Genomic DNA, 20,628 nt, shown 5'->3' on the forward strand with positions numbered 1-20,628 from the left:
CTGACTGACCTGTTACTTGCGATTGAGATCGCGATAGTCCACCTGGCGGTGGAATTGGTAGGTGTAGCCCTCGACCGAGGACGCCATCACGGCGTCCTGGCTGGGCTGCCAGAGCGGTATCTGCGGTATCTCGCTGAAATGGATGGCGTTGAGCTTGATGCCGTCCTCCTCATACTTCGACGCATCGGGTTCGAAACGTGCTTTCTGCGCGATCTCCACCAGTTCCGGATTGTTGATCGATGAGTAGTTCCAGCGCTGATTGCCGGTGTAGAAGTTGCGATAGAAGTAGTCGGTCGACGGCAGCCAGGCGACGATGCCCTCGGTGAAGAATGGAAGCTTCTTCTCATTGATCTGCGTCGACATCTGGGCGTCCGGCAGCTTCTGGATATCAACCTTGATGCCGATCTTGGCCAGCGATTCCTTCACCAGCGCCGCCATCGGTTCTGCGGTCGACGCCTGGCCGACATTGAAGCTGAACGTGGTCGAGAAGCCGTCAGGCATCCCTGCCGCCTTCAGATATTCCTTGGCCTTGTCGAGGTCGAGCTTCACCGGCTGCGGGATCGGATAAGCGCCGCTCGTAGGTTTGCCATCTGCCCATGTCGCACCGAACAGCGGCGACCCGCGGCCGAACAGCGCCGCCTTGAACATGTCGTCATAGGGCAACGCAAAAGCGATGGCGCGGCGCACATTGACGTTGTCGAACGGTGGGATCTGGTTGTTCATCGAGACGAAAGTGACGGCATTGTACTGGGGCGTCGAGATCACCTTCAGCTTGGCCTTTGCCTCGAGCGACTGGACGTCACTCGCCTGCAGATCGATGACGAGATCGGCGTCACCGCGTTCGACCAGATTGGCGCGCGTCGCCGGCTCCGGAACCGACTGCACGATGACGCGCTTGAAGAACGCCGACTTGTCGGCGGTGCCGCGATTCCATTCCGCGTTACGCGCCATGATCACCTGCTCGCCCGGCTTGAATGTCTCGATCTTGTAGGCGCCGCTGCCGGCCGTGTTCTCCTTCAACCATGCCAGTGCCCAGGGATCGTCTGCCGTCGCATGCGCCTTCGCAACCTTGGAGTTGAAGATGATCGGATAGACGGTAGCGAGATTGGGCAAGGCCAGCTTGTCCGGCTTCGGCAGCGTCACCTCGATGGTCAGGGGATCGATCACCTTGAACTGGTCGGCCGAGGTCATCGATCCCGTGAGCAGCTGTGCCTTGCCGAGGACAGGCGCCGTGACGACCCGGTCAAGCGACCATTTGACGTCTTCCGCCGTGACCGGCGTGCCGTCCTGGAATTTGGCGTCCTTGCGCAGGCGAAATGTCATCTTCAACCCGTCTGGGCTGACTTCATAGGATTCCGCCAGCTCCCCCGTGATCTTGCCGAGATCAAACACCCATTTGCCGTTGAGTTGTTTGCGGCCGAAGGAAACCAGCCGGTCGTAGGTGCTCAGACTCACCGCGAAGGCTTCGCGGGTCGAACCCGGAATGTTCGGATCGAGCGTATTGACCGATGCGCCGGTCACGTAGCGCAACGTCTCGGCGCGCGTTTGCGCCTGCACCGATCCAGCCGCCAGTGAGAACGCGATGGAGGCAACCACCATAAGCAGACGCCTGGATCCTGTAACGCTCATTGGATTTATTCCCTGTTTTGCCAAGTTTTCTGAATGAGAACATCAACTTAAAAGCAAGGGATATGCCAACCAGACCCCGCGGGAAGCACAAGCATAGTAGGTATGAGCCAAGCTCCCCAGCATCCATCGAAAATTGTTCACCGTTTCTCGCTCGCGGCCGGCATTTGCAGCGCGACGACTGCCTGCGGCACGTCATACGCCTTGAACGAAGCCCAGTGCCGTTCGATGTCCGCGCGAAACAGACCGCGTGTCAACCCATGCACGAGTTTCGGCACCGCCGTGGTCATCGCATTGATCGACGAGCCCGAAGCACCGAAGCTCATGGTGGACGCAATCGCGAAGACATGGATGTCCGCAATCCAGGGGGTTTCACCGGCGGCGCGCTCCATCAGCGCATAGTCGTCAGCGAGATAGGGAAAACGCCCAAGCCGCGGGCTGCGCTCGTCCGGCGGCGGCTGGTAGCGGTCGGCCCAGGTTGCGATGTTGGCGGCGCAGTTTCGCAGCTCGGGCCGGCCTGCAAAATTCATGTCGATCCCCGTGCCGCAAATCACGAAGTCGGTTGCGAACACGCCCCTTGGCGTCTGCAATTCGACGCCGCGAGCCGTTTCCCTGGCGGCTTCGATCGGTGCCCCCTCCTGCAGGCGAAAATTGGCGTGGCGGGCGCAGCGGTCGTAGGTCGCCTGCGGAAAACCTTCCCGCATCTCCAGAACGGCGCGCATGAAGCGCCAGCGCCAGGCATCATCCAGATCGCAAAAATGCCGAAGGAAGCCGCGGAAGGTGAGCCAACGGTAGGGCTGGATCACCTGGATCTCCGCCCTACGGCAAAACAGATCCACCTCGGCCGCACCCGCCTCCAGTGCGACCGCGGCATTGTCGAAGGCCGAGGCACCGGCGCCGATCACTGCAACCCGCCTGCCGCGCAAACGCGCGAAGTCGGTCGGTTGCGCCGCATGCACGCAAAGCGACGACGGCAGATGGCGCAGCGGCTCGGGAACGGTCCAATCGCCCATGCCCTCCTGCCCCGTCGCGAGTACGATCTTGCGCGCAAAGACAGTATCGATGCCATCAGCGGTCTGCACCTTGGCCGCGAGCAGTCCACCGGACGCAGGCGAGATCTCGATGACCTCGCAACCATTGCGCACCGGCAAGTCCAAGACGTGTCTGAACCAAAGCAGATAGTCCGCCCAAAGCTCGCGCGAAATCAGGTCGACATTTTGCCAGTCCTCCTCGCCGAAGCGCGCCTCGTGCCAGGACTGGTAGGTCAGGCTGGGAATATCGAGATCGGGCCCGGTGAAATGCTTCGGACTGCGCAGCGTATGCATGCGAGCGTAAGTGAGCCACGGTCCTTCCTGTCCCTCCTCGGATTTGTCGAGCACAAGGATGTTGCTCACTTGCGAACGCATCAGCCCAAACGCCGTCGCAAGACCCGATTGGCCGGCGCCTACCACGAGCACATCCAGTGCCGGTCTGTCGTCCGGCCCCAGCCTGGGCGTAAGCCACGCGGCATTCGGATGCGCAGTCTTCGCAAGATCGGCGCGAACCTGGGCTTCCAGAGCGATCAGAGGGCTGTTCATGCCGCGAGCCAACCGCCGTCGACCACCATTACGGTGCCGGTCGTAAAGGAAGACGCATCGCTTGCAAGATGGAGCGCGGCCTCGGCCACCTCCTCCGCCTTGCCAAACCGCTTCATGGCATGACGGTTGCGCGACGCTTCGCGCACCGGCTCGGGGTCCGCGTGACGGGCAAAACTGCGCCGCAGCATCGGTGTGTCGATGGCACCCGGCGCGATCGCATTGACGCGAATTCCATCCGTGGCGAAATCGAGCGCCATCGTCCGGGTCAGGCTGATGATCGCCCCCTTCGCGGCGATATAGGCGCTGTTGCCCTTGCCGCCGGCGATCGCGAGCTGCGATGCCAACGTGATGATCGAGCCGCCGCCCTGCCGCTGCATCTCCGGCACCGCCGCGCGCGACCAAAGCCAGGTGCCGCCGACATTGGTGCGGAACACCGCGTCCCAATCGGCAGGATCGGTGGTCAGCACCGTCCCTCCGCAGGAAAAGCCTGCAGCAACCATCAGCACATCGAGCCGCCCGCGCCGCGCCATGACATCGCCCACGGTGTCTTTCGCGAAATCGGCCTCGCTGACGTCGCCGACATGGACCGATGCTTGGCCTTTGGCGCCCTCGATCGCCGCCAGCGTCTCCTGCAAGCCCGCGCCGTCGCGATCGACCAGCGCAACAAAGGCACCTTCTTTCGCGAAAAGCACCGCGCTGGCCCGGCCGATGCCGGAGCCAGCTCCCGTCACGATCGCAGTTCGCCCTGCCAGTCTCATGTCAGGTTTCCCCCTCGATGCTCGGTCCACCAACGGCTCAGATCGGCAGCCGATTCCGCGCAGCCAAACCGCGCCCGCCAGCCGAACTCGTCTGCCATGCGCGCGACCGAAAGCGGCGCCCGGTCGGCCGGACTATGCAGGTCGACCGTTGCCACTTCACCGGCATCCGTCAGCCGACAAACAAAGCCTGGGTGCAACGCAGCAAGCTCCTGGCCCCATTGCAACGCCGACCATTCCACGCCGGTTGAGATGTTATAGAGCTGATGCTTCGGCTTCGCGGCCTCGATCAGCAATGTCACGGCTTCCGCGACATCCACGGCATAGATCCAGTCCCTGACGCCCGGACGCGACAGAACCGCCTCGCGCCCGTCTTGCATCGCGGCAAGAATCTGTGCCTGCGGGCTTGGCGTGTCGCGCACGTCGTTTCTCCGCTCCCAGGGCCCGAACACGGCGCTCAGCCGCACGCTGATGATCTCGCATTGCCAGAGACAGGCCAAGCGCGCAGCGACCTTCTCGGAAGCGAATTTGGTGATGGCATAGAGCGAGGCCGGATCGCAGGGAGCTTCTTCATCGAGCATCACGTTCCGGAATGCGCTCGCGCCGTAGGCCGCCGCGGACGACAGATTGATGATGCGTCTAACGCCGCTGCTTCGTGCCGCGACCAGAATCGGTGTCTGGGCCAGCAAGTTTACCCGCAGAATGCTCTCGGGATCGCTCGCCTCGCGCGCCGGTCCGGCGGTGATCGCGGCGCCCAGAACGATCGCGTCATAACCCGCAGCGGTTACCGTCTCCACCGCTTCACTATCCGTCACATCGCCCTGGATAACGGTCAGCCGATCGCCATGAGAGGCAAAATCCCTCCGCCCCTCAGGCGGCACACCCGCGCGGTCGAACAATGTCACCGCATGACCGCGCGCCAGCAGGGCCGTGGCGATATTGAGCCCGACGAAACCGGCGCCGCCGAAGACAAGGATTCTCATCGCTCAATCCGACATTGCGGCGGATGGATCACAGCAGGGTCGCGCCAAAATTCTGTTCGGGATCCATGTCCGGCATCAGGCGCCCGGTCGGTTTCGCTGCCTCGCCGCCCGTACGCGGAAGGAAGCGCCCGGAGCCTGCTTCGACCGAACGTTTGCCGTCCGCAACGATGACGCGCCCGCGCGACAGCACGGTCACTGGCCAGCCGCGCAGCTTGCGGCCGGCGAAGGGCGTGTAGCCCGCCAGATCATGCATCATCGCATCGCTCAGTGTGACCTCTCGCGCCGGATCCCAGATAGCGATGTCAGCATCGGCGCCGACCGCGATTGAGCCCTTGCGCGGATGCAAATTGTAGATCTTTGCCGGTGCGGTCGCGGTCAGCTCGACGAATTTTTCGAGGCCCAATCGGCCCTTTGAAACCATGGCATCGAACAGCAGAGCCAAGCGGACTTCGAGGCCGGGCAGACCGTTTGCCACCTGCTTGAAATTGGGATTGGGGCCGGCGCGCAGTTTTCCGGTCTCATCGAACCGATACGGCGCGTGATCGGACGAAACGGTCTGGAGATCGCCGAGGGCAAGCGCCTGCCACAGCGCTTCCTGGTCGGCGGCGCGACGCGGCGGCGGGCTGCACATCCATTTGGCGCCTTCCACGCCGGGCTTGTCGAGATCGTCGGCGGTGAGAAAGAGATATTGCGGGCAGGTCTCGGCGAACACCTTCAGCCCCTGCCCGCGCGCGTCGCGGATCACCTTGGCGCCTTCGGCAGTCGACACGTGAAAGATCATGATCGGCTGGTCGATCAGCGCGGCCATGCCGATCAGCCGGTTGAAGGCCTCCGCTTCCGAGACGCGGGCATGGCTGATGGCGTGATATTTCGGATCGGTATAGCCGCGCGCCAGCAGCCGCTTCACCATCCAGGAGATGATGCCGTGGTTCTCGGCATGGGCACAGAGCATCGCGCCACCGTCGCGCGCCGCCAGCAGAATGTCGAGCAGCGGTTCGTCGTCGATTTTCAGGCGATCATAGGTCATGAAGATCTTGATCGAACCATGGCCCTGCTTGATCAGCGCGGGCAGATCCGCTTCCAGCGTTTCCCTGGTCGGATCGGCGATGATCATGTGAAAGGCATAATCGATCACGGCGCCCTTTCTCGCGAGCGCGTGATACTCCTCGAGTACCTGCGGCAGCTTCATGCCGACGTGCTGGGCCGCGAACGGAATCACGGTGGTGGTACCGCCGAAGGCTGCCGAGACGGTTGCGCTCTCGAACGTGTCGGCGTTCACGATGCCTGCAGCCGAGAGTTGCTCGATATGGGCGTGGCTGTCGACACCGCCAGGCAAAACCAGCTTGCCCCGCGCGTCGATCTCCCGCCGCGCCCCCAGCAGCCCGCGGCCGACGGCTGCGATCGTCTCACCGGAAATGGCGACGTCGGCCTCGAACACGTCGCTTACGGTCGCGACGCGTCCGCCGCGAATGAGAAGGTCGTAGGCGGGCTCGGTCATGACAAACTCCCCGAATATTGTGTCCTGAATCCTAGGTCTTGCATTTCCCGAATAAAAGCACAGATCGTGCCGTTACCCTCCCTTGCGCTTTCACAGCAGACAGTGGACCATGCATCACTGGATGGCATGGTCATTGCTTCCATTGTCGTCTTGTTGCGCGTCGATCTCGCAGGATCAACCGACGCATCCCGCAGGAAAACACCATGTCCCGGTCACGCATTCTCGTCATCAATCCCAATTCCAACCAGCTCGTGACACAAGGGCTGGAGCAAGCATTGAAGCCGCTCGACTTTGAAGGCGGACCGGCGATCGTCTGCGAAACGCTGGCCGAGGGTCCTTACGGGATCGAGAGCCAGGCCGACGTCGATGGCGTGGCGATGCCGCTGCGCCGCCTCGTCGAAGGCGACAACCATTCGGCCGCCTTCGTCATTGCCTGCTACAGCGATCCGGGTCTGCATGTCTGCCGCGAAGCAACCGACCGGCCCGTGTTCGGCATCGCCGAATGCGGCGTGCTGACGGCGCTCGCGCGCGCCGAAACCTTCGGCGTCATTGCGATCGCGCAGCGCTCGATTCGCCGCCATGTCCGCTACCTCAGGCAGATGGGCCTGATGGATCGTCTGACCAGGGAGCGGCCGCTCAACATGAGCGTGGCGGAGACCGCGTCGGGCGAAGGAACGCTCGCGAAGATGATCGAGGTCGGGCGCGCGCTCAAGGACGAAGACGGATCCGGCGCCATCGTGATGGGTTGTGCCGGCATGGCGCGGCATCGCCGGCCGCTGGAGCAGGCGCTCGGGATTCCCGTGATCGATCCGACCCAGGCGGCCGTAACCATGGCGCTGGGCACGGTACAGTTCTCGCATCACTGACTTTGGTCGGACGTTTCGGCCGCTCCGTTGCGCGCGAGCCACTGCGCGTGGCTTTCGCGCGCCAGTGCGAAGGTGTCGCGCTGGGCAGCGTAGAGATTGCCGAACAAGCGCCCGATCGGCCGGTAAACGTCGAAATCGACATACATCTTTTCCCGGTCGATCAGGCCCTCGCGCGCGTGCAGGTGCAGCACCTCCCCAACAAGGAGTTCGCGGCCGGGCCCGAAGGCGAGCGCGACATGCTGTCGGCATTCGAGTGCGAAAGGCGCCGCGGCCAATCGCGGCACCGCGATGTCGATCGACGGCAAGGTCTTCAGCCCCGTCGCCTCCACTTCGCTGTCACCGGAGGGAAAGTCGATCGCGCAGTCGTTCATGGCGGCCGCCAGCGCCTCGTCCACCAGATGCACGACGAACTGCCCGCTGCGATGGATGTTGCGCGTGGTGTCCTTGGGACTGAGATCGGCCTTGTGCTGCAGGCCGAGCACCAGAAGGGCCGGATCTTCGGAGAAGACGTTGAAGAAGCTGAACGGCGCCGCGTTGACGCTACCATTCTCATCGAGCGTCGTGACCAGCGCGATCGGCCGCGGCACGACGACGCCGCACAGCAGCTTGTACCGGTCGTGCGGATCAAGTTCGCGGAAGGAGATGCCTGACATCTAGTTTTCCGGAGGCGGCACCGCGCCGGTGCGGCTGGTGATCAGGCCGTAATGCTCGATGCGGCGATGGCGCGCGAAATTGAAGATCGTGTTCTTGCCGAAGATGGTGGCGTCGAGATCGCAGGGGTAAACCAGCAGCTCATCCTCCTCGGTCTTGGCTTCGACGACGATCTCGCCGTCCGGATCGACGATCAGGCTGCCACCGATCAAGGGGTGGCCATCCTCGACGCCAGCCTTCGCAACGCATACGACCCAGGTCGAATTCTGGTAGGCGCCCGCCTGCGCGGAGAGCCGATTATGGAACAGCCGCTTCTCGGGCCCCTCCTCGCTCTTCTCGGCATTGACCGAGGGTGTGTTGTAGCCGATCAGCACCATCTCGACACCTTGGAGGCCCATCACGCGATAGGTCTCCGGCCAGCGCCGGTCGTTGCAGACCGCCATGCCGAAGATGCCGCCAAGCGCACGCCAGACGTTGAAGCCGAGATCACCCGGCTCGAAGTAGCGCTTCTCCAGATGCTGGAACGCGCGTTTCGTGTCGAACTCCGAATGACCTGGCAGGTGAACCTTGCGGTACTTACCGACAATTTTTCCGGACGTGTCGGTGAGGATACAGGTATTGAAATGATGTCCATCCGGCGTCAGTTCGGCATAGCCAAAATTCATTGCGATCTGGTGGTGGGCGGCCCGCTCAAACAAAGGCCTTGTCGCCGCGTTCGGCATCTCCCGCTCGAACCAGGCATCGACCTCGGTCTGATCCTCCATGTACCAGCGCGGAAAGAACGTGGTGAGTGCGAGCTCCGGATAGATGATCAGATCAGCGCCCTTCGCCTTGGCTTCATCCATCAGCGCGATCATGCGCTTGACGACGGCTTGGCGGCTGTCGGCTTTCTGGATCGGGCCCAGCTGGGCGGCGGCAACATTGATGACGCGCATGGCTAACTTTCTGGATGCTTCGATTTAAGGCGGCGCTTGAAGGTGACGTAGTCTGCGGAGATCGGATCTCTATCCGGCTCAATCGAAGCCAGCAGTTAAAGTTTGGGTTCACTTGAAGTCAATTCCAGAGACAGTCCGCGACACGCACATCAGTTCTGCGCCGGCAGCGCGTCGAGATGACACGCCACCCATTGACCGCCTTCCGCCAACCGAAGCTCCGGCTCTTCCGTCCGGCAGCGATCGAATACGTATGGACATCTGGTGTGGAAGCGGCAACCGCTGGGTGGATTGATCGGGCTCGGCACGTCGCCCTTCAAAATGATCGGGTTTCGAACGGCCCCGGGCTCCGGCACCGGCACGGCCGACAGCAGCGCCTTGGTGTAAGGATGTCTCGGCGCGGTGAAGATTTGTTGTCTGGGCGCCATCTCGACGATCTTGCCGAGATACATGACGGCAACACGGTGCGTCATGTGCTCGACGATCGCCAGATCGTGGCTGATGAAGAGCAGCGCGAGGCCGAACTCCCGCTGCAGATCCTGCAGCAGGTTGACGATCTGCGCCTTGACGGAGACGTCGAGTGCCGAGACCGCCTCGTCGCAGACGATCAGTTCGGGTTCCGCGGCAAGCGCCCGGGCGATGCCGATACGCTGGCGCTGGCCACCCGAGAATTCGTGCGGTCGGCGGCCCAGCGCGTCGCGCGGCAGGCGCACGGTGTCCATCAGCGCCGCAACCTTCGCATCGAGTTCGGCGGAAGATTTGGCGAGGCCGAAATTGCGGATCGGCTCGGCCAGGATGTCGCGTACGCGCATGCGCGGATTGAGGCTGGAGAACGGATCCTGGAACACCACCTGCACGCGGCGGCGCATGCTGCGCAGCCCGCCGGGTGAAAGACCGTCAATGCGCTGGCCATCCAACACCACCTGGCCGGCGGTGATGTCGAACAGCCGCAAGATGGCCCGGCCAACCGTCGACTTGCCGCAGCCGGACTCGCCGACAAGGGCCAGCGTCTCGCCACGCTCGACCTCAAAGGACACGCCGTCCACCGCATAGACCCAGTTCGACTTGCGGCTGAACAAGCCGCCGCGGACCGGAAAATGTTTCTTGAGATCGTTGACCTGGAGCAGTGGGACGCTCATGCCGCGACCGCCTCCTTGCGCGCGTAGTGGCAGGCGGCGATGTGGCGAGGTCCCTTCTCTTCGAGACCCGGGGCAACCTGCCGGCAGAGATCAGTCGCCAGCGCACAGCGCCCGGCAAAGACACAGCCCTCGATCCGTCCCTTGAGGCTGGGCACCTGGCCGGGAATCTCGGCGAGCCGCCGCGCTGCGCCTGATAGCGAGGAGCCAAGCTTCGGCACCGCGCCGAGCAGGCCCTGCGTATAGGGATGACGAGGCGAGCGGAACAAATCGGCCACCGGGGCTTCTTCAACCTTGCGGCCGGCATACATGACCATGACGCGCTCGGCGATTTCAGCGACCACGCCGAGATCATGGGTGATCAGAACGATCGCCGCGCCGACGCGGCGCTTGAGATCCAGCATCAATTGCAGGATCTGCGCCTGGATCGTGACATCAAGCGCCGTGGTCGGCTCGTCGGCGATCAGGAGTTTTGGATTGCAGGCGAGCGCCATGGCGATCATCACGCGCTGGCGCATGCCGCCGGAAAGCTGATGCGGATACTCGCGCACGCGCCGTGCAGGCTCCGGGATGCCGACCAATGTCAGCATTTCGATCGCGCGCGCCTCGGCAGCCTGCTTGTCGAGCCCCTGATGCATCCGCAGCGTCTCGCCGATCTGACGGCCGACGGTCAGCACCGGATTGAGGCTCGTCATTGGCTCCTGGAAGATCATCGATATCTCGTTGCCGCGGATCGAGCGCATCTCGCGTTCGGAGAGCTGCAGCAGATCCTTGCCCTGGAACCGGATAGAACCCGCGATCTTGCCTGGGGGCTCCGCGATGAGCCGCATCAGCGACATCGAGGTGACCGACTTGCCGCAGCCGGATTCGCCGACAATGGCAAGCGTCTCGCCTTCATTGACATGGAAGGAGACACCGTCGACCGCCCGATTGATACCCTCGGGCGTTCGAAAATGGGTCTGCAGATTATCGACTTCGAGCAATGCCATCGGATCAGAGACTCTTGGCCATTCGCGGATCGAGCGCATCACGCAGGCCGTCGCCAAGCAGATTGACAGCGAGCACGGTGACGGACAGAAACGCGGCGGGAAAGAAGACGATGTAGGGCTTGACCTGCCACAGCGCCCTGCCCTCGGCCATGATGTTGCCCCAGGACGGAATGGTGGGTGGCGTGCCGGCGCCGATAAAGGAGAGGATCGACTCCACGATCATGGCGCTGGCGCAGATATAGGTTGCCTGGACCAGCATCGGCGCCAGCGTGTTGGGCAGGATGTGGCGCAGGATGACCATCGGCGTTCGCGTGCCGGAGGCTGTGGCAGCGTCCACATAGGGCTGCTCGCGTAGCGACAACACGACACTGCGCACCAGCCGCGAGACGCGCGGGACTTCGGCGATCGTGATGGCCAGGATGACGTTGCCGACGCTCGCGCGCGTCAGCGCCATCAGTGCGACGGCAAGCAGGATCGGCGGGATCGACATCAGCCCGTCCATGAACCGCATCAGGATGCTGTCCGCCCAACGCACGAAACCCGAGACCAGGCCGATGGCGAGACCAGCGAGCGAAGACAGCACGGCCACCGACAAGCCCACGGTGAGCGAGACCCGTGCCCCGTAGAGCACGCGTGAATAGATGTCGCGGCCCAGCAAATCGGTGCCGAACCAATAATCCGCGGAAGGCAAGCGTGTACGTTTGGCGGGCGCGAGCGCGGTAGGATCGACGGTCCCGAGCCAGGGCGCAAAGATCCCGATCAGCACTAGGCAGAGCAGCAAGGCGCCGCCGATCGCAACCGTCGGATGACTACGCAGGAAGCCGAACACACCGCGCCGGATTGCCACCGGCACCAGCAGATCGGGCAGTTGCGGCGCAATGACGAGGCCGGGCGGAAACGGGGCCGTGCTTGTGGTGGAGATGCTCAATAGCGGATCCTCGGATCGACCAGGGTGTAGGTGACGTCGACCATCAGGTTGACGAGCACATAGAGGAAGCTGAACAGCAGCACGATGCCCTGGATGACCGGGTAATCGCGGCGCAGGATCGCGTCGATCGTCAACCGGCCGAGGCCCGGAATGGCGAACACGCTTTCGGTCACCACCGCGCCGCCGATCAGTAGCGCGATGCCGATACCGATCACGGTCACGATCGGAACGGCTGCGTTTTTCAGCGCGTGAACGAACAGGATGTTGCGCTGCCCGAGGCCTTTGGCGCGGGCGGTGCGGACGTAATCCTGCTGCAGGACCTCGAGCATGGAGGCGCGGGTAATGCGCGCAATCAGCGCGATGTAGACGGAGCCGAGGGCAAGTGCCGGCAGAATCAGGTTCTTCAGCCATGGCCAGACGCCAGCGGTCAGCGGTGTGTAGCCCTGCACGGGCAGCCATTCGAACTGCAGCGCGAACACGTAAGCCAGGACGTATCCGACAACAAAGACGGGAAGCGAGAAGGCGAACACGGCGAACGCCATGATGGTGCGGTCGACCCAGCTTCCCGCCTTCCACGCCGCCGCCACGCCAAGCGGCACCGCGACAAGGATGGTCAGGACGAGCGTAATCGCCATCAGCGAGAAGGTCGGCTCGATGCGCTGCGCGATCATCGCGGAGACGGGCAGGTTGGTGAAGATCGAGGTGCCGAGATCGCCATGCAGGATATGCCAGAGCCAGGTTCCGAACTGGACCAGAAACGGCCGGTCGAGGCCGAGGCTCTGGCGTATGCGCTCAACGTCGGCGGGGCTCGCCTGGTCTCCGGCGATCACCGCCGCCGGATCACCCGGCGCGATGTAGAGCAGACTGAAGACGAACAGCGCGACGATCCCCATCACGGGCAAGGTCGAGAGAATGCGCCGAAGGATATACGAGACCATGTGGGTTTACTGCGCCGTCATGCGGTCTTCGACACGCCCCAGAAGAAGGGCAGTGGCCCCTTCGCGATACCGGAGACGTTCTTGCGCCACGCCGTGTAGCTCAGGAAGAATCCGGTCGGCGCATAGACGACGTCCTCGATCGCCGCCTTGTTGAGGCGCTTCACGGCAGCCTTCTCCTCGTCGAGATTCTTGGCGTCGAACCATGCCAGGACTTCCCTTTCCACAGCCTCGCTCGTGGGCCAGCCAAACCACGCCTTGTCGCCAGTGCCGCGAATGGCGTTGTAGGCAGCGGGATTGATGCAGTCCGCGCCGGCGTGCCAGGTGTGAAACATCCCCCAGCCTCCCTGGCCCGGCGGTGTTTTCTGGGCGCGGCGGGAACCGACCGTGCCCCAATCGGTCGCAACGAAGTCGACGTTCATGCCGATTTGCTTCAACAGATCGGCGGTGACATCGCCCTGCGCCTTGGTGATCGGCTGATCCTGCGCCACCACGCAGGTGACCGGCTGGCCCGAATAGCCGCTCTCGGCCAGCAACTTCTTTGCCATTGCGAGATCGCGCTTGCCTTTCAGTATCTCGCCGCCCTCCTCCGTGTAGAGCGGCGTATCCGGCGTGAAGAACCCCGGCAGCGGCTTCCAGAGCGCGGTATCATCGCCGACCAGCGCGCGCATGTAGTCTTCCTGGCTCATCGCCGCGAGCACGGCACGTCGCACCTTCACATCGTTGAAGGGCGGATGCAGGTGGTTCATCCGGAATGAACCGATGTTGCCGAGGGGATCGGCGATGTCGACGTCGATGTTGCGGTTCTTCTTCAGCGACGGCACGAGATCGGTGATGGGACTCTCCCACCAGTCGACCTCGCCGTTCTGCAGCGCGGCCGCAGCCGTAGCAGGATCCGGGATCACCACCCATTCGATCCGGTCAACCAGCATCTGCTTGCCGCCGGCGAGCCACGATGCCTTCTCCTGCCGCGGCGCATAATCGGCAAACTTCTCGAACACCGCCTTGGCGCCAGGCACCCATTCGCTCTTTGCGAACTTCATCGGCCCTGAACCGATATATTCGGGGATCTGCTTGAAGGGGTCGGTCTGGGCGACGCGCTCCGGCATGATGAACGCGCAGGGCGTGCTGTTCTTGCCCAACGCCAGCAGCATCTTCGGATAGGGTGACTTCAGCGCCCATTTGAAGGTCCGGTCATCGACAGCGGTCAGTTCGTTCTGGACCGCCTTGAGCATCAGGCCCATCGGATCGCGCGCCGACCAGCGCGTCAGGCTCGCCACCACATCCTTGCTCAGCACCGGCTCGCCGTCGTGAAACTTCAGCCCCGGCCGGAGCCGAAAGGTCCAAACCAGACCGTCATCGGACACTTGCTCGGACTCGACCATCTGGCGCTGCGGCTGCAGCGTGGCGTCAAGACCATAAAGGGTATCCCACACCAGCGCGGCCGCGTTGCGCACGACATACTGGGTCCCCCAGATCGGATCGAAATTCGCGAGGTTGGCCTGCGGCACAAAGCGTAAGGTGCGCGCGGCAGCGCCTTGGGAAAGCGCCGGCATAGAAAGACCGCCCGTCGCCGCCAGGCTCCCTACCCCGGCTATTCCCTTCAAAAGAGTCCTGCGATCCATAGAGCTCTCCCAATCTCGAATTTGTTGCGGCAATTCTGCCCATTTCTTCGGCCGAGGGTTCGGCACCAAATGAGGCGAAACGGCCTGTCAGACGGATGGCGATTAGCCTCCGTATGCTTGCAAGCGGTATGCCAGCGCCCTATTCGCGCCGCCGCTGAGATCGTCGGCCACGAACGAGGATGCGTTTTCGGGTGGTGACATCAAGTTAGCCTGCAAGCTGCTTGAATTTCGGCGATTGTTTCGGGTGCCACCAAGCGCCGCCAATGACGACGCCCGCAGACACAATCTTGCGGTCGCCGATCAGATGCTCACCGACAACGTCAACGTAGTCGAATTGGCCCTGCGCGATCGAAATCAGGGTAGCGTCCCCAACGCTGCCTGGCTTGAGGCTGCCGAGTTCGGGACGCCGCAGCGCCATCGCCGCATTGACCGTCGATGCCGCGACCACATCGGAAAGCGGCATGCCCATGCACAGAAACTTGGACATGGTCGTCACCTGATCAAAGGCCGGCCCGTCGATGCACAGGGCATGGACATCAGAGGAAATCGTGTCTGGATAGAAGCCGTTGGCAAGCATTGCGCGGGCGGTCTTGAAGGCAAACGAGCCCTTGCCGTGGCCGATGTCAAACAACACACCGCGTTCGCGCGCTTCCAGCACCACCCGCTTCACCGTGCCCTGGGCGGTGGCGGGCGTATTGGGAAACGGCCGGAACGCGTGCGTGAGGACGTCGCCCGGCCGCAGGCGGGCGAGCACCTCCTCGTAGCTCGGCGGCGGATGGTCGATATGCGCCATCAGCGGCATGCCGACCTGCTCGGCGACCTCAAGTGCGATGTCGAGCGGCACGATCCCCGAGGTGCCCGAGGCGTGGAGCCCTACCCGCACCTTGATGCCGACGATGACGTCGCGGTTGGCCTCCGCCACCGCGACGGCGTCGATCGGGTTCATCAGCCGCATCTCCTCGCTCTCGCCGACCATGACCCGATGCGAGAAGCCGTAGATGCCGGCGTGCGAGACGTGCAGATAGGCCAGAATGCGGACCTGGCTCGGCTCGATGACGTGTTTGCGGAAGCCGGCGAAATTGCCCGGGCCGGCGCTGCCGGTGTCAACCGCCGTGGTGACGCCGGAGGTGCGGCAGAACTCCTCGGCGTCGATGCCGAGCGAGGTGCCGCCCCAATAGACATGGGTGTGCAGATCGATCAGGCCAGGAGTGACAATGTAGCCTGACACGTCGCGCACATCGGTTCCGGGATCGGCCTTGAGCTCGCTTCCGACCATCGCCACCTTGCCGCCTGCAAAGGCGACATCCGTCACGGCGTCGAGTTTTTGGGAAGGATCGATCACCCGGCCGCCGCGCAGGATCAGATCGAAAGGCATCGTTATCTCCTGAAATGAAGGAAACAGAGCGAGAGCGCCTCGCCCATCCACGAAAACGCGTGCACGGATAAGCCGTCAACCATTGAAGGCCGCCTGAGCCTCCGGCAAATCCCAGATTTTGCCGATCGCCGCGTTCGCGGCCGACATCATCGCGGTCTCGTCGCCGTGACTGTATCGACCGGCATCGATCAGCACACGCCCATCAACGATGACCTGATCGATGTTGGCGCGGTTTCCAAGCGCGACCAGTCCGCGCCGTGGGTCGAACAAAGGCTGCAGATGAGGATGGGTCAGGTCGACGACGGTGAGGTCGGCGGTGGCACCCGGCGCGATCGTCCCGAGGTCCGGCCGCTTGATGACCGCTGCCGCGGTGGCAGTGACCGACTCGATCAGCTCAGGTGCATTGGCGACATCAGCGCGAGCGGATGCAATCTTCGAGATCATCGACGCGGCGTTGAGTTCGCCAAGCAGGTCCATATTGTAGCCGTCGGTTCCGACTACCGTCCGGACGCCGTGCCCCGCGAACCGGCCGAACGCCGCGGTAATGCCTGCACGCGCAAACACGCGCGGGCAGTTCAGCACCGTGGCGCCCCTCGCCGCCATCAGCTTCAAATCATTATCGGTGCTCGCGATGCAGTGCGCGGCCATAAGATCAGGCGCCAGGAGGCCCAGCCAGTCGAGATATTCGGCCGGCGTGCGACCGCCGTGGCGGCTCCCGATCGTCGTGACTTCGGCCTGGCTTTGCGCTAGATGGGTGGTGATGGGAACGTCGAGTTCGCGCGCGCGGGCGGCGCAGGCCCGCAGTAGGTCCGGACCGCAGGTGTCGGTCGCGTGCGGGCTCATCGCAAGGCCAATCCGGCCGTGGCCGCGTCCATTCCAGCGATGGTATAGCGCGTTCCAGGTGTCCATGTCGGCCTGGCCGTCATCGCCCGCGTAATGCACCACGCCGTCCGGCCCCGCCTTGGCATCCGAGGTCGAAAACAAATACGGCGCGCCATAGAAGCGGATGCCCATCTCCTCGGCGGCGTCGAACATCTCCGGAATGGTGTTGCGGAACGGCTCCATCACAGTGGTGGCGCCGCCTTTCAGCAATTGCAGAATGCCGAGCCGGGCGATGGCGAGCCGCTCCGACGGCGACAGAAGGTCGGCGCCGCGCTTGGTCAGCGGCAGCAGCACCGTATAGACGATGCTCTGGTTGTTCCGGCGACCATTGCCGTCCTCCGTATGCGTCCGGGCGACGGCTTCGCTGAAGCAGTGGTTGTGCAGGTTCAGAAGTCCCGGCAGCACGAAGCGGCCCGGCCTGTCGAAGACCTCGGTGGCCGACGGCCGGTCGGGCGTGACGGCGGCGATCCGTTTGCCTTCCAGCAATACCCAGTGATCGTGCAGCACCTCCTGCGCACCATCCTTGCGCGACAACACATAGCTGCCAAAGATCGCAATCGTGCTCATGCTGGTTTCACATTCCAGAACACGGCTGTGCCGTCGAGGATGCCCGTGATGTTCGAGCGGTACGCGGTCGGTTGCTTGTACTGACCGATCGGGAAGTAAGGAATTTCCTCGAACGACAACGCCTGGATATCGCGGCAGATGCGCTGTTGCTCGGCGAGGTTGGCGGCGGCGAGCCACTGACTTCGTAGTGCCCCCATCTTCTCGCTCTTGTACCAGCCGGCCACTTTGCTGTCGCCGCGCAGATTCGAATTGCCGGCCGGGTTCAGCCAATCGATGCCTTGCCAGTTGCCGACGCCGGCGCTCCAGCCGCCCTGGGCGACGGGGTCCTTTTTCAACTGCCGCTGCAACACCACGCCGAAATCCAGTCCGGCATATTCGACGTTCATGCCGGCCTGCTGCAGCATGTCGGCCGCGATGTCGCCGAGCGGTTTTTGTGCAACCGAGTTGGTGGGAACGAGCAGCACCACCTTCTCGCCATTGTAACCGGCGGCTTTCAGATCGGCCTTGACCTTCGCCATGTCGCGCGGCCCGCGGAACACATTGAGGCCGACATCGCTCGCCATCGGCGTACCCGGCGCAAAGAAGCCGATCGGCGAGGATTGATGGGCGGGATCATCGCCCGCAACCGCCGTCATGAAGGCGGATTGGTCGATCGCGCCCAACAGCGCGCGGCGGATCGCGGGATTGTCGAACGGCGGCTGGAGATGGTTGACGCGCATCATGCAGGTGTAACCGCGCGGATCGAGAATCCGCGTGGCGACGCCGCCGGTACGTTTCAGCACCGGCAGCAGGTCGTGCGGCGTTGTTTCCTGCCAATCCTGCTCGCGCGTTTGCAGCGCAGCGACCCCTGTTGCCGCATCCGGCATCGTGGTCCAGACCACGCGGTCGTAATGAACGATCTTGGGACCGGCGGTCCAGTCGGGCTTGCCGTCCTGACGGGGTTGATAGCGATCGAAACGGGCGTACACGTTGCGCGCGCCCTGTACGCGCTCATCCGCCACGAAGCGGAAGGGACCGCTGCCCACGACCTCGGCCAGCGGCTTGAACGGATCCTGGGTCGCCAGCCGCTCCGGCATCATGAACGGTGCCTGGATCGCGGCCTTGCCGAGCGCCGCAGGCAGCAGCGGGAAAGGCCTGCTCAGCCGAAAGCGAATGGTACGGTCATCAGGTGCCGACAGCTCGTCCGTTGCGGCCATCAGCTCGGCGCCGAACCCGTCGCGGGCAGCCCATCGGCGAATGCTTGCGACGCAATCGCGCGCCAACACGCGCTCGCCGTCATGCCATAGCAGGCCATCCCGCAACGTCAAATCCCACTGGCGTTCGTCGTTGGACACAACATGCCCGGACACCATCTGAGGCGAGACCTCAAGCGCCGAATTCATGCCGTAGAGCGTGTCGTAGACCATGAACCCGTGGTTTCGGGAAACCTGCGCCGTCGAATAGATCGGATCGAGAAAGGTCAGGTCGATCACCGGAATAAAGCGCAGCGTGGTCTGCGACTGCGCCCGCAGGATTCCCGGCAGCGACAACGCCGGCGCCGCCGCGGCGGCCTTTAACAGTGAACGACGGGAAACGAGCATCGATGACTCCTGGAACGACATGTGGCCCGCACGACTCTCAGGTGGTCGCTGCTTCGTGCCTTCTGAAATTCGCCGCGATCGCCTCTCCCGTTGTGATCCACAGATCGGGGCAGGATTTGGCATAGGTGAGAAATTCCCGCAGCAGCCGAAGCCGCATCGGACGGCCGCTGCATTGCGGATGCAGCACGGTCGTGACCATCGCGCCCCAATCCCTGACCTCATCGAGCTCATCCTTCCAGATCGAGAGCACATGCTCCTTGGGAAAGATCGGCCGCGGGCTAAATCGGGCGGACAGTCCATGCATCCAGTCGTCGTAGCTAGCGGTCACCGGGAGCTCGATCGTGCCCGGCCTGCCATCCGCAAGGCGATGGCGGTAAGGCCGCACGTCGTCGCGAAAGGACGAGGTGTAGACGATACCGTGGCGCACCAGCGCCACACGCAGTTCTTCCGTGAATTCGCCGTAAGGCGCCCGATAGCCGGTCGGCTTGACGCCAAGCCGGCGCTTCAGCGCCTCAAAACCCCGCTCCAATTCCTCCTCGATCCAGGGATCGTCCGGATCCGGCAGCAGATGGTGATAGCCGTGGTGGCCGATCTCATGGCCCGCCTTGAGAATGGCCTCCGCCATCGCCGGATGCGCATCCACCGACCAGCCGGTGACGAAGAACGTCGCCTTCAGGTCAAGCTGGTCGAGCAGCTCCAGGAGTTTCGGCGTGCCGACGCGCGCCTCGTAGCCGCCATAGCTCATCGTGATGAGGCGCTGGGCGTGAGCTGCGTCCTTGCTGGTCCAAGCGCTCTCCGCATCCACGTCAAAGGAGAGGAACATCGCTGATGTATAGGGCTTGGGCCACGGATAGTCCGGGGCCGGCGGCGCGGTGTTCGCGGGAGTGAGCGGAATGCTCGCGAGCGCTTTACTGTCCAGCATTGATGGTCGCCTTCTCTACGCCGTAGTCGGTCAATTTCCATTTCGCCAGCAAAGCACGGTAGGTGCCGTCCGCGATCAGGGAGTCCAGGGCCTCCACGACCGCCTGCTGCAGCACCTTCTCCTTCACGCCCAACGCAAGCCCGGTGAACTGGGTGGCGAACACGTCGCCGACCGGGACATAGGTGCCCGGCTCGAGGTCCATCATGTAGGGAAGCGTCTCGCCGCCCTGGACAGCCGCGTCGATCCGTCCCTGCCTGAGCTGGGTCCGGGCATCGGCCGATCCTTCCGTGCCGACGAATTGAATCGGGTTACCGCCGCAATTAGCCTCGCTCCAGGTGGCAATCAGCTTCGGAAACGACGTGCGCCGGCTGGCGCCGACTTTCTTCCCGCAAAATGCCGTCGTGTCCTTGAACTCGGCGGCGCGCGAATGCTGCACGAAAAATCGGGGCCCATTGCGAAGGTAGTCGACAAAGGTCGCGGTATCCTGCCGGCTCGCCATATCCGTCATGCCGGACAGGATCGCATCCACCCTCCCCGTAGCGATCGCGGGCATCATCTGGTCGAAACTGGTTTGCTGCCAGTCGATCTTGATGCCGAGCTTCTTGCCGAGCGCCTCGCCAAGCTCGACGTCGAAACCGGTTAGCGTGTTGGTCGCGGGATCGCGGAATTCCAGCGGCGGATAGTTTGGTACGATGGCGACCTTGATACTGCCCTGCCTGGCGATTTCCGGAGGCAGTTCGATCGCCATGGCCGAAGCATTGGCCGCACTGAGGAATGCGGCTGCAAGAAAACGTTTCATCA

The 20,628-nt window shown here is 63.3% G+C and carries 18 protein-coding genes; 1 reads left to right on the forward strand and 17 read right to left on the reverse strand.

Annotation, left to right across the window (positions count from 1 at the left end):
* Positions 1 to 12: 12 nt before the first annotated feature.
* The 5 genes from IVB22_RS18210 to hydA all read right to left on the reverse strand — a co-directional run bounded on the left by IVB22_RS18210 (position 13) and on the right by hydA (position 6,439).
* Entirely contained in the window at positions 13 to 1,599 is a 1,587-nt protein-coding gene (locus IVB22_RS18210) for an ABC transporter substrate-binding protein (RefSeq protein WP_247518716.1), read from the reverse strand.
* A gap of 167 nt (positions 1,600 to 1,766) precedes the next feature.
* Complete coding sequence (locus IVB22_RS18215) at positions 1,767 to 3,203, reverse strand: NAD(P)-binding domain-containing protein (RefSeq protein ID WP_247518685.1); 1,437 nt, start codon at positions 3,201 to 3,203, stop codon at positions 1,767 to 1,769.
* Entirely contained in the window at positions 3,200 to 3,961 is a 762-nt protein-coding gene (locus IVB22_RS18220) for an SDR family oxidoreductase (RefSeq protein ID WP_247518686.1), read from the reverse strand. Before IVB22_RS18220 ends, IVB22_RS18215 begins: the two co-directional genes overlap by 4 nt.
* Positions 3,958 to 4,941 (reverse strand): NAD(P)-dependent oxidoreductase, encoded by a 984-nt coding sequence (locus IVB22_RS18225; protein ID WP_247518687.1) that lies wholly within the window; start codon positions 4,939 to 4,941, stop codon positions 3,958 to 3,960. The genes IVB22_RS18220 and IVB22_RS18225 overlap by 4 nt, the downstream gene beginning before the upstream one ends.
* A 28-nt stretch (positions 4,942 to 4,969) precedes the next feature.
* Positions 4,970 to 6,439 (reverse strand): dihydropyrimidinase, encoded by a 1,470-nt coding sequence (gene hydA, locus IVB22_RS18230; RefSeq protein ID WP_247518688.1) that lies wholly within the window; start codon positions 6,437 to 6,439, stop codon positions 4,970 to 4,972.
* A 203-nt stretch (positions 6,440 to 6,642) separates the two neighbouring features.
* On the opposite strand from hydA, the gene IVB22_RS18235 reads away from it, so the two are divergent.
* Positions 6,643 to 7,305 carry an aspartate/glutamate racemase family protein gene (locus IVB22_RS18235; RefSeq protein WP_247518689.1) on the forward strand — a complete coding sequence of 221 codons (663 nt, stop codon included), beginning with the start codon at positions 6,643 to 6,645 and terminating at the stop codon, positions 7,303 to 7,305.
* Here IVB22_RS18235 and IVB22_RS18240 read toward each other — a convergent pair.
* The 12 genes from IVB22_RS18240 to IVB22_RS18295 form a co-directional block, all read right to left on the reverse strand.
* Complete coding sequence (locus IVB22_RS18240) at positions 7,299 to 7,958, reverse strand: flavin reductase family protein (RefSeq protein ID WP_247518690.1); 660 nt, start codon at positions 7,956 to 7,958, stop codon at positions 7,299 to 7,301. The genes IVB22_RS18235 and IVB22_RS18240 overlap by 7 nt on opposite strands.
* The gene (locus tag IVB22_RS18245) at positions 7,959 to 8,891 is read right to left on the reverse strand and encodes an N-carbamoyl-D-amino-acid hydrolase (protein ID WP_247518691.1); all 933 of its coding nucleotides are present in this window, start codon (positions 8,889 to 8,891) and stop codon (positions 7,959 to 7,961) included.
* Between the two features lie 149 nt (positions 8,892 to 9,040).
* Entirely contained in the window at positions 9,041 to 10,027 is a 987-nt protein-coding gene (locus tag IVB22_RS18250) for an ABC transporter ATP-binding protein (RefSeq protein ID WP_247518692.1), read from the reverse strand.
* Complete coding sequence (locus IVB22_RS18255) at positions 10,024 to 11,013, reverse strand: ABC transporter ATP-binding protein (RefSeq protein ID WP_247518693.1); 990 nt, start codon at positions 11,011 to 11,013, stop codon at positions 10,024 to 10,026. The genes IVB22_RS18250 and IVB22_RS18255 overlap by 4 nt, the downstream gene beginning before the upstream one ends.
* 4 nt (positions 11,014 to 11,017) lie before the next feature.
* Positions 11,018 to 11,941, reverse strand: coding sequence for an ABC transporter permease (locus IVB22_RS18260; protein ID WP_247518694.1), 924 nt, complete (start codon positions 11,939 to 11,941; stop codon positions 11,018 to 11,020).
* On the reverse strand, positions 11,938 to 12,879 hold the full coding sequence (locus IVB22_RS18265; protein WP_247518695.1) for an ABC transporter permease: 942 nt from the start codon (positions 12,877 to 12,879) through the stop codon (positions 11,938 to 11,940). Before IVB22_RS18265 ends, IVB22_RS18260 begins: the two co-directional genes overlap by 4 nt.
* Positions 12,880 to 12,896: 17 nt before the next feature.
* Positions 12,897 to 14,501 carry an ABC transporter substrate-binding protein gene (locus tag IVB22_RS18270; protein WP_247518696.1) on the reverse strand — a complete coding sequence of 535 codons (1,605 nt, stop codon included), beginning with the start codon at positions 14,499 to 14,501 and terminating at the stop codon, positions 12,897 to 12,899.
* 205 nt (positions 14,502 to 14,706) lie between these two features.
* On the reverse strand, positions 14,707 to 15,876 hold the full coding sequence (locus IVB22_RS18275; protein ID WP_247518697.1) for an amidohydrolase/deacetylase family metallohydrolase: 1,170 nt from the start codon (positions 15,874 to 15,876) through the stop codon (positions 14,707 to 14,709).
* Positions 15,877 to 15,951: 75 nt separating this feature from the next.
* A complete protein-coding gene (locus IVB22_RS18280) occupies positions 15,952 to 17,325 on the reverse strand; it encodes an amidohydrolase family protein (protein WP_247518698.1) in 1,374 nt (457 codons plus the stop codon).
* Positions 17,322 to 18,905, reverse strand: coding sequence for an ABC transporter substrate-binding protein (locus IVB22_RS18285; protein WP_247518699.1), 1,584 nt, complete (start codon positions 18,903 to 18,905; stop codon positions 17,322 to 17,324). The genes IVB22_RS18280 and IVB22_RS18285 overlap by 4 nt, the downstream gene beginning before the upstream one ends.
* A gap of 37 nt (positions 18,906 to 18,942) precedes the next feature.
* Complete coding sequence (locus IVB22_RS18290) at positions 18,943 to 19,827, reverse strand: polysaccharide deacetylase (RefSeq protein WP_247518700.1); 885 nt, start codon at positions 19,825 to 19,827, stop codon at positions 18,943 to 18,945.
* The gene (locus tag IVB22_RS18295) at positions 19,814 to 20,626 is read right to left on the reverse strand and encodes an ABC transporter substrate-binding protein (protein WP_247518701.1); all 813 of its coding nucleotides are present in this window, start codon (positions 20,624 to 20,626) and stop codon (positions 19,814 to 19,816) included. Before IVB22_RS18295 ends, IVB22_RS18290 begins: the two co-directional genes overlap by 14 nt.
* Positions 20,627 to 20,628 lie beyond the last annotated feature (2 nt).

The sequence above is a fragment of the Bradyrhizobium sp. 190 genome, from assembly GCF_023073415.1.
Taxonomy (GTDB): Bacteria; Pseudomonadota; Alphaproteobacteria; order Rhizobiales; family Xanthobacteraceae; genus Bradyrhizobium.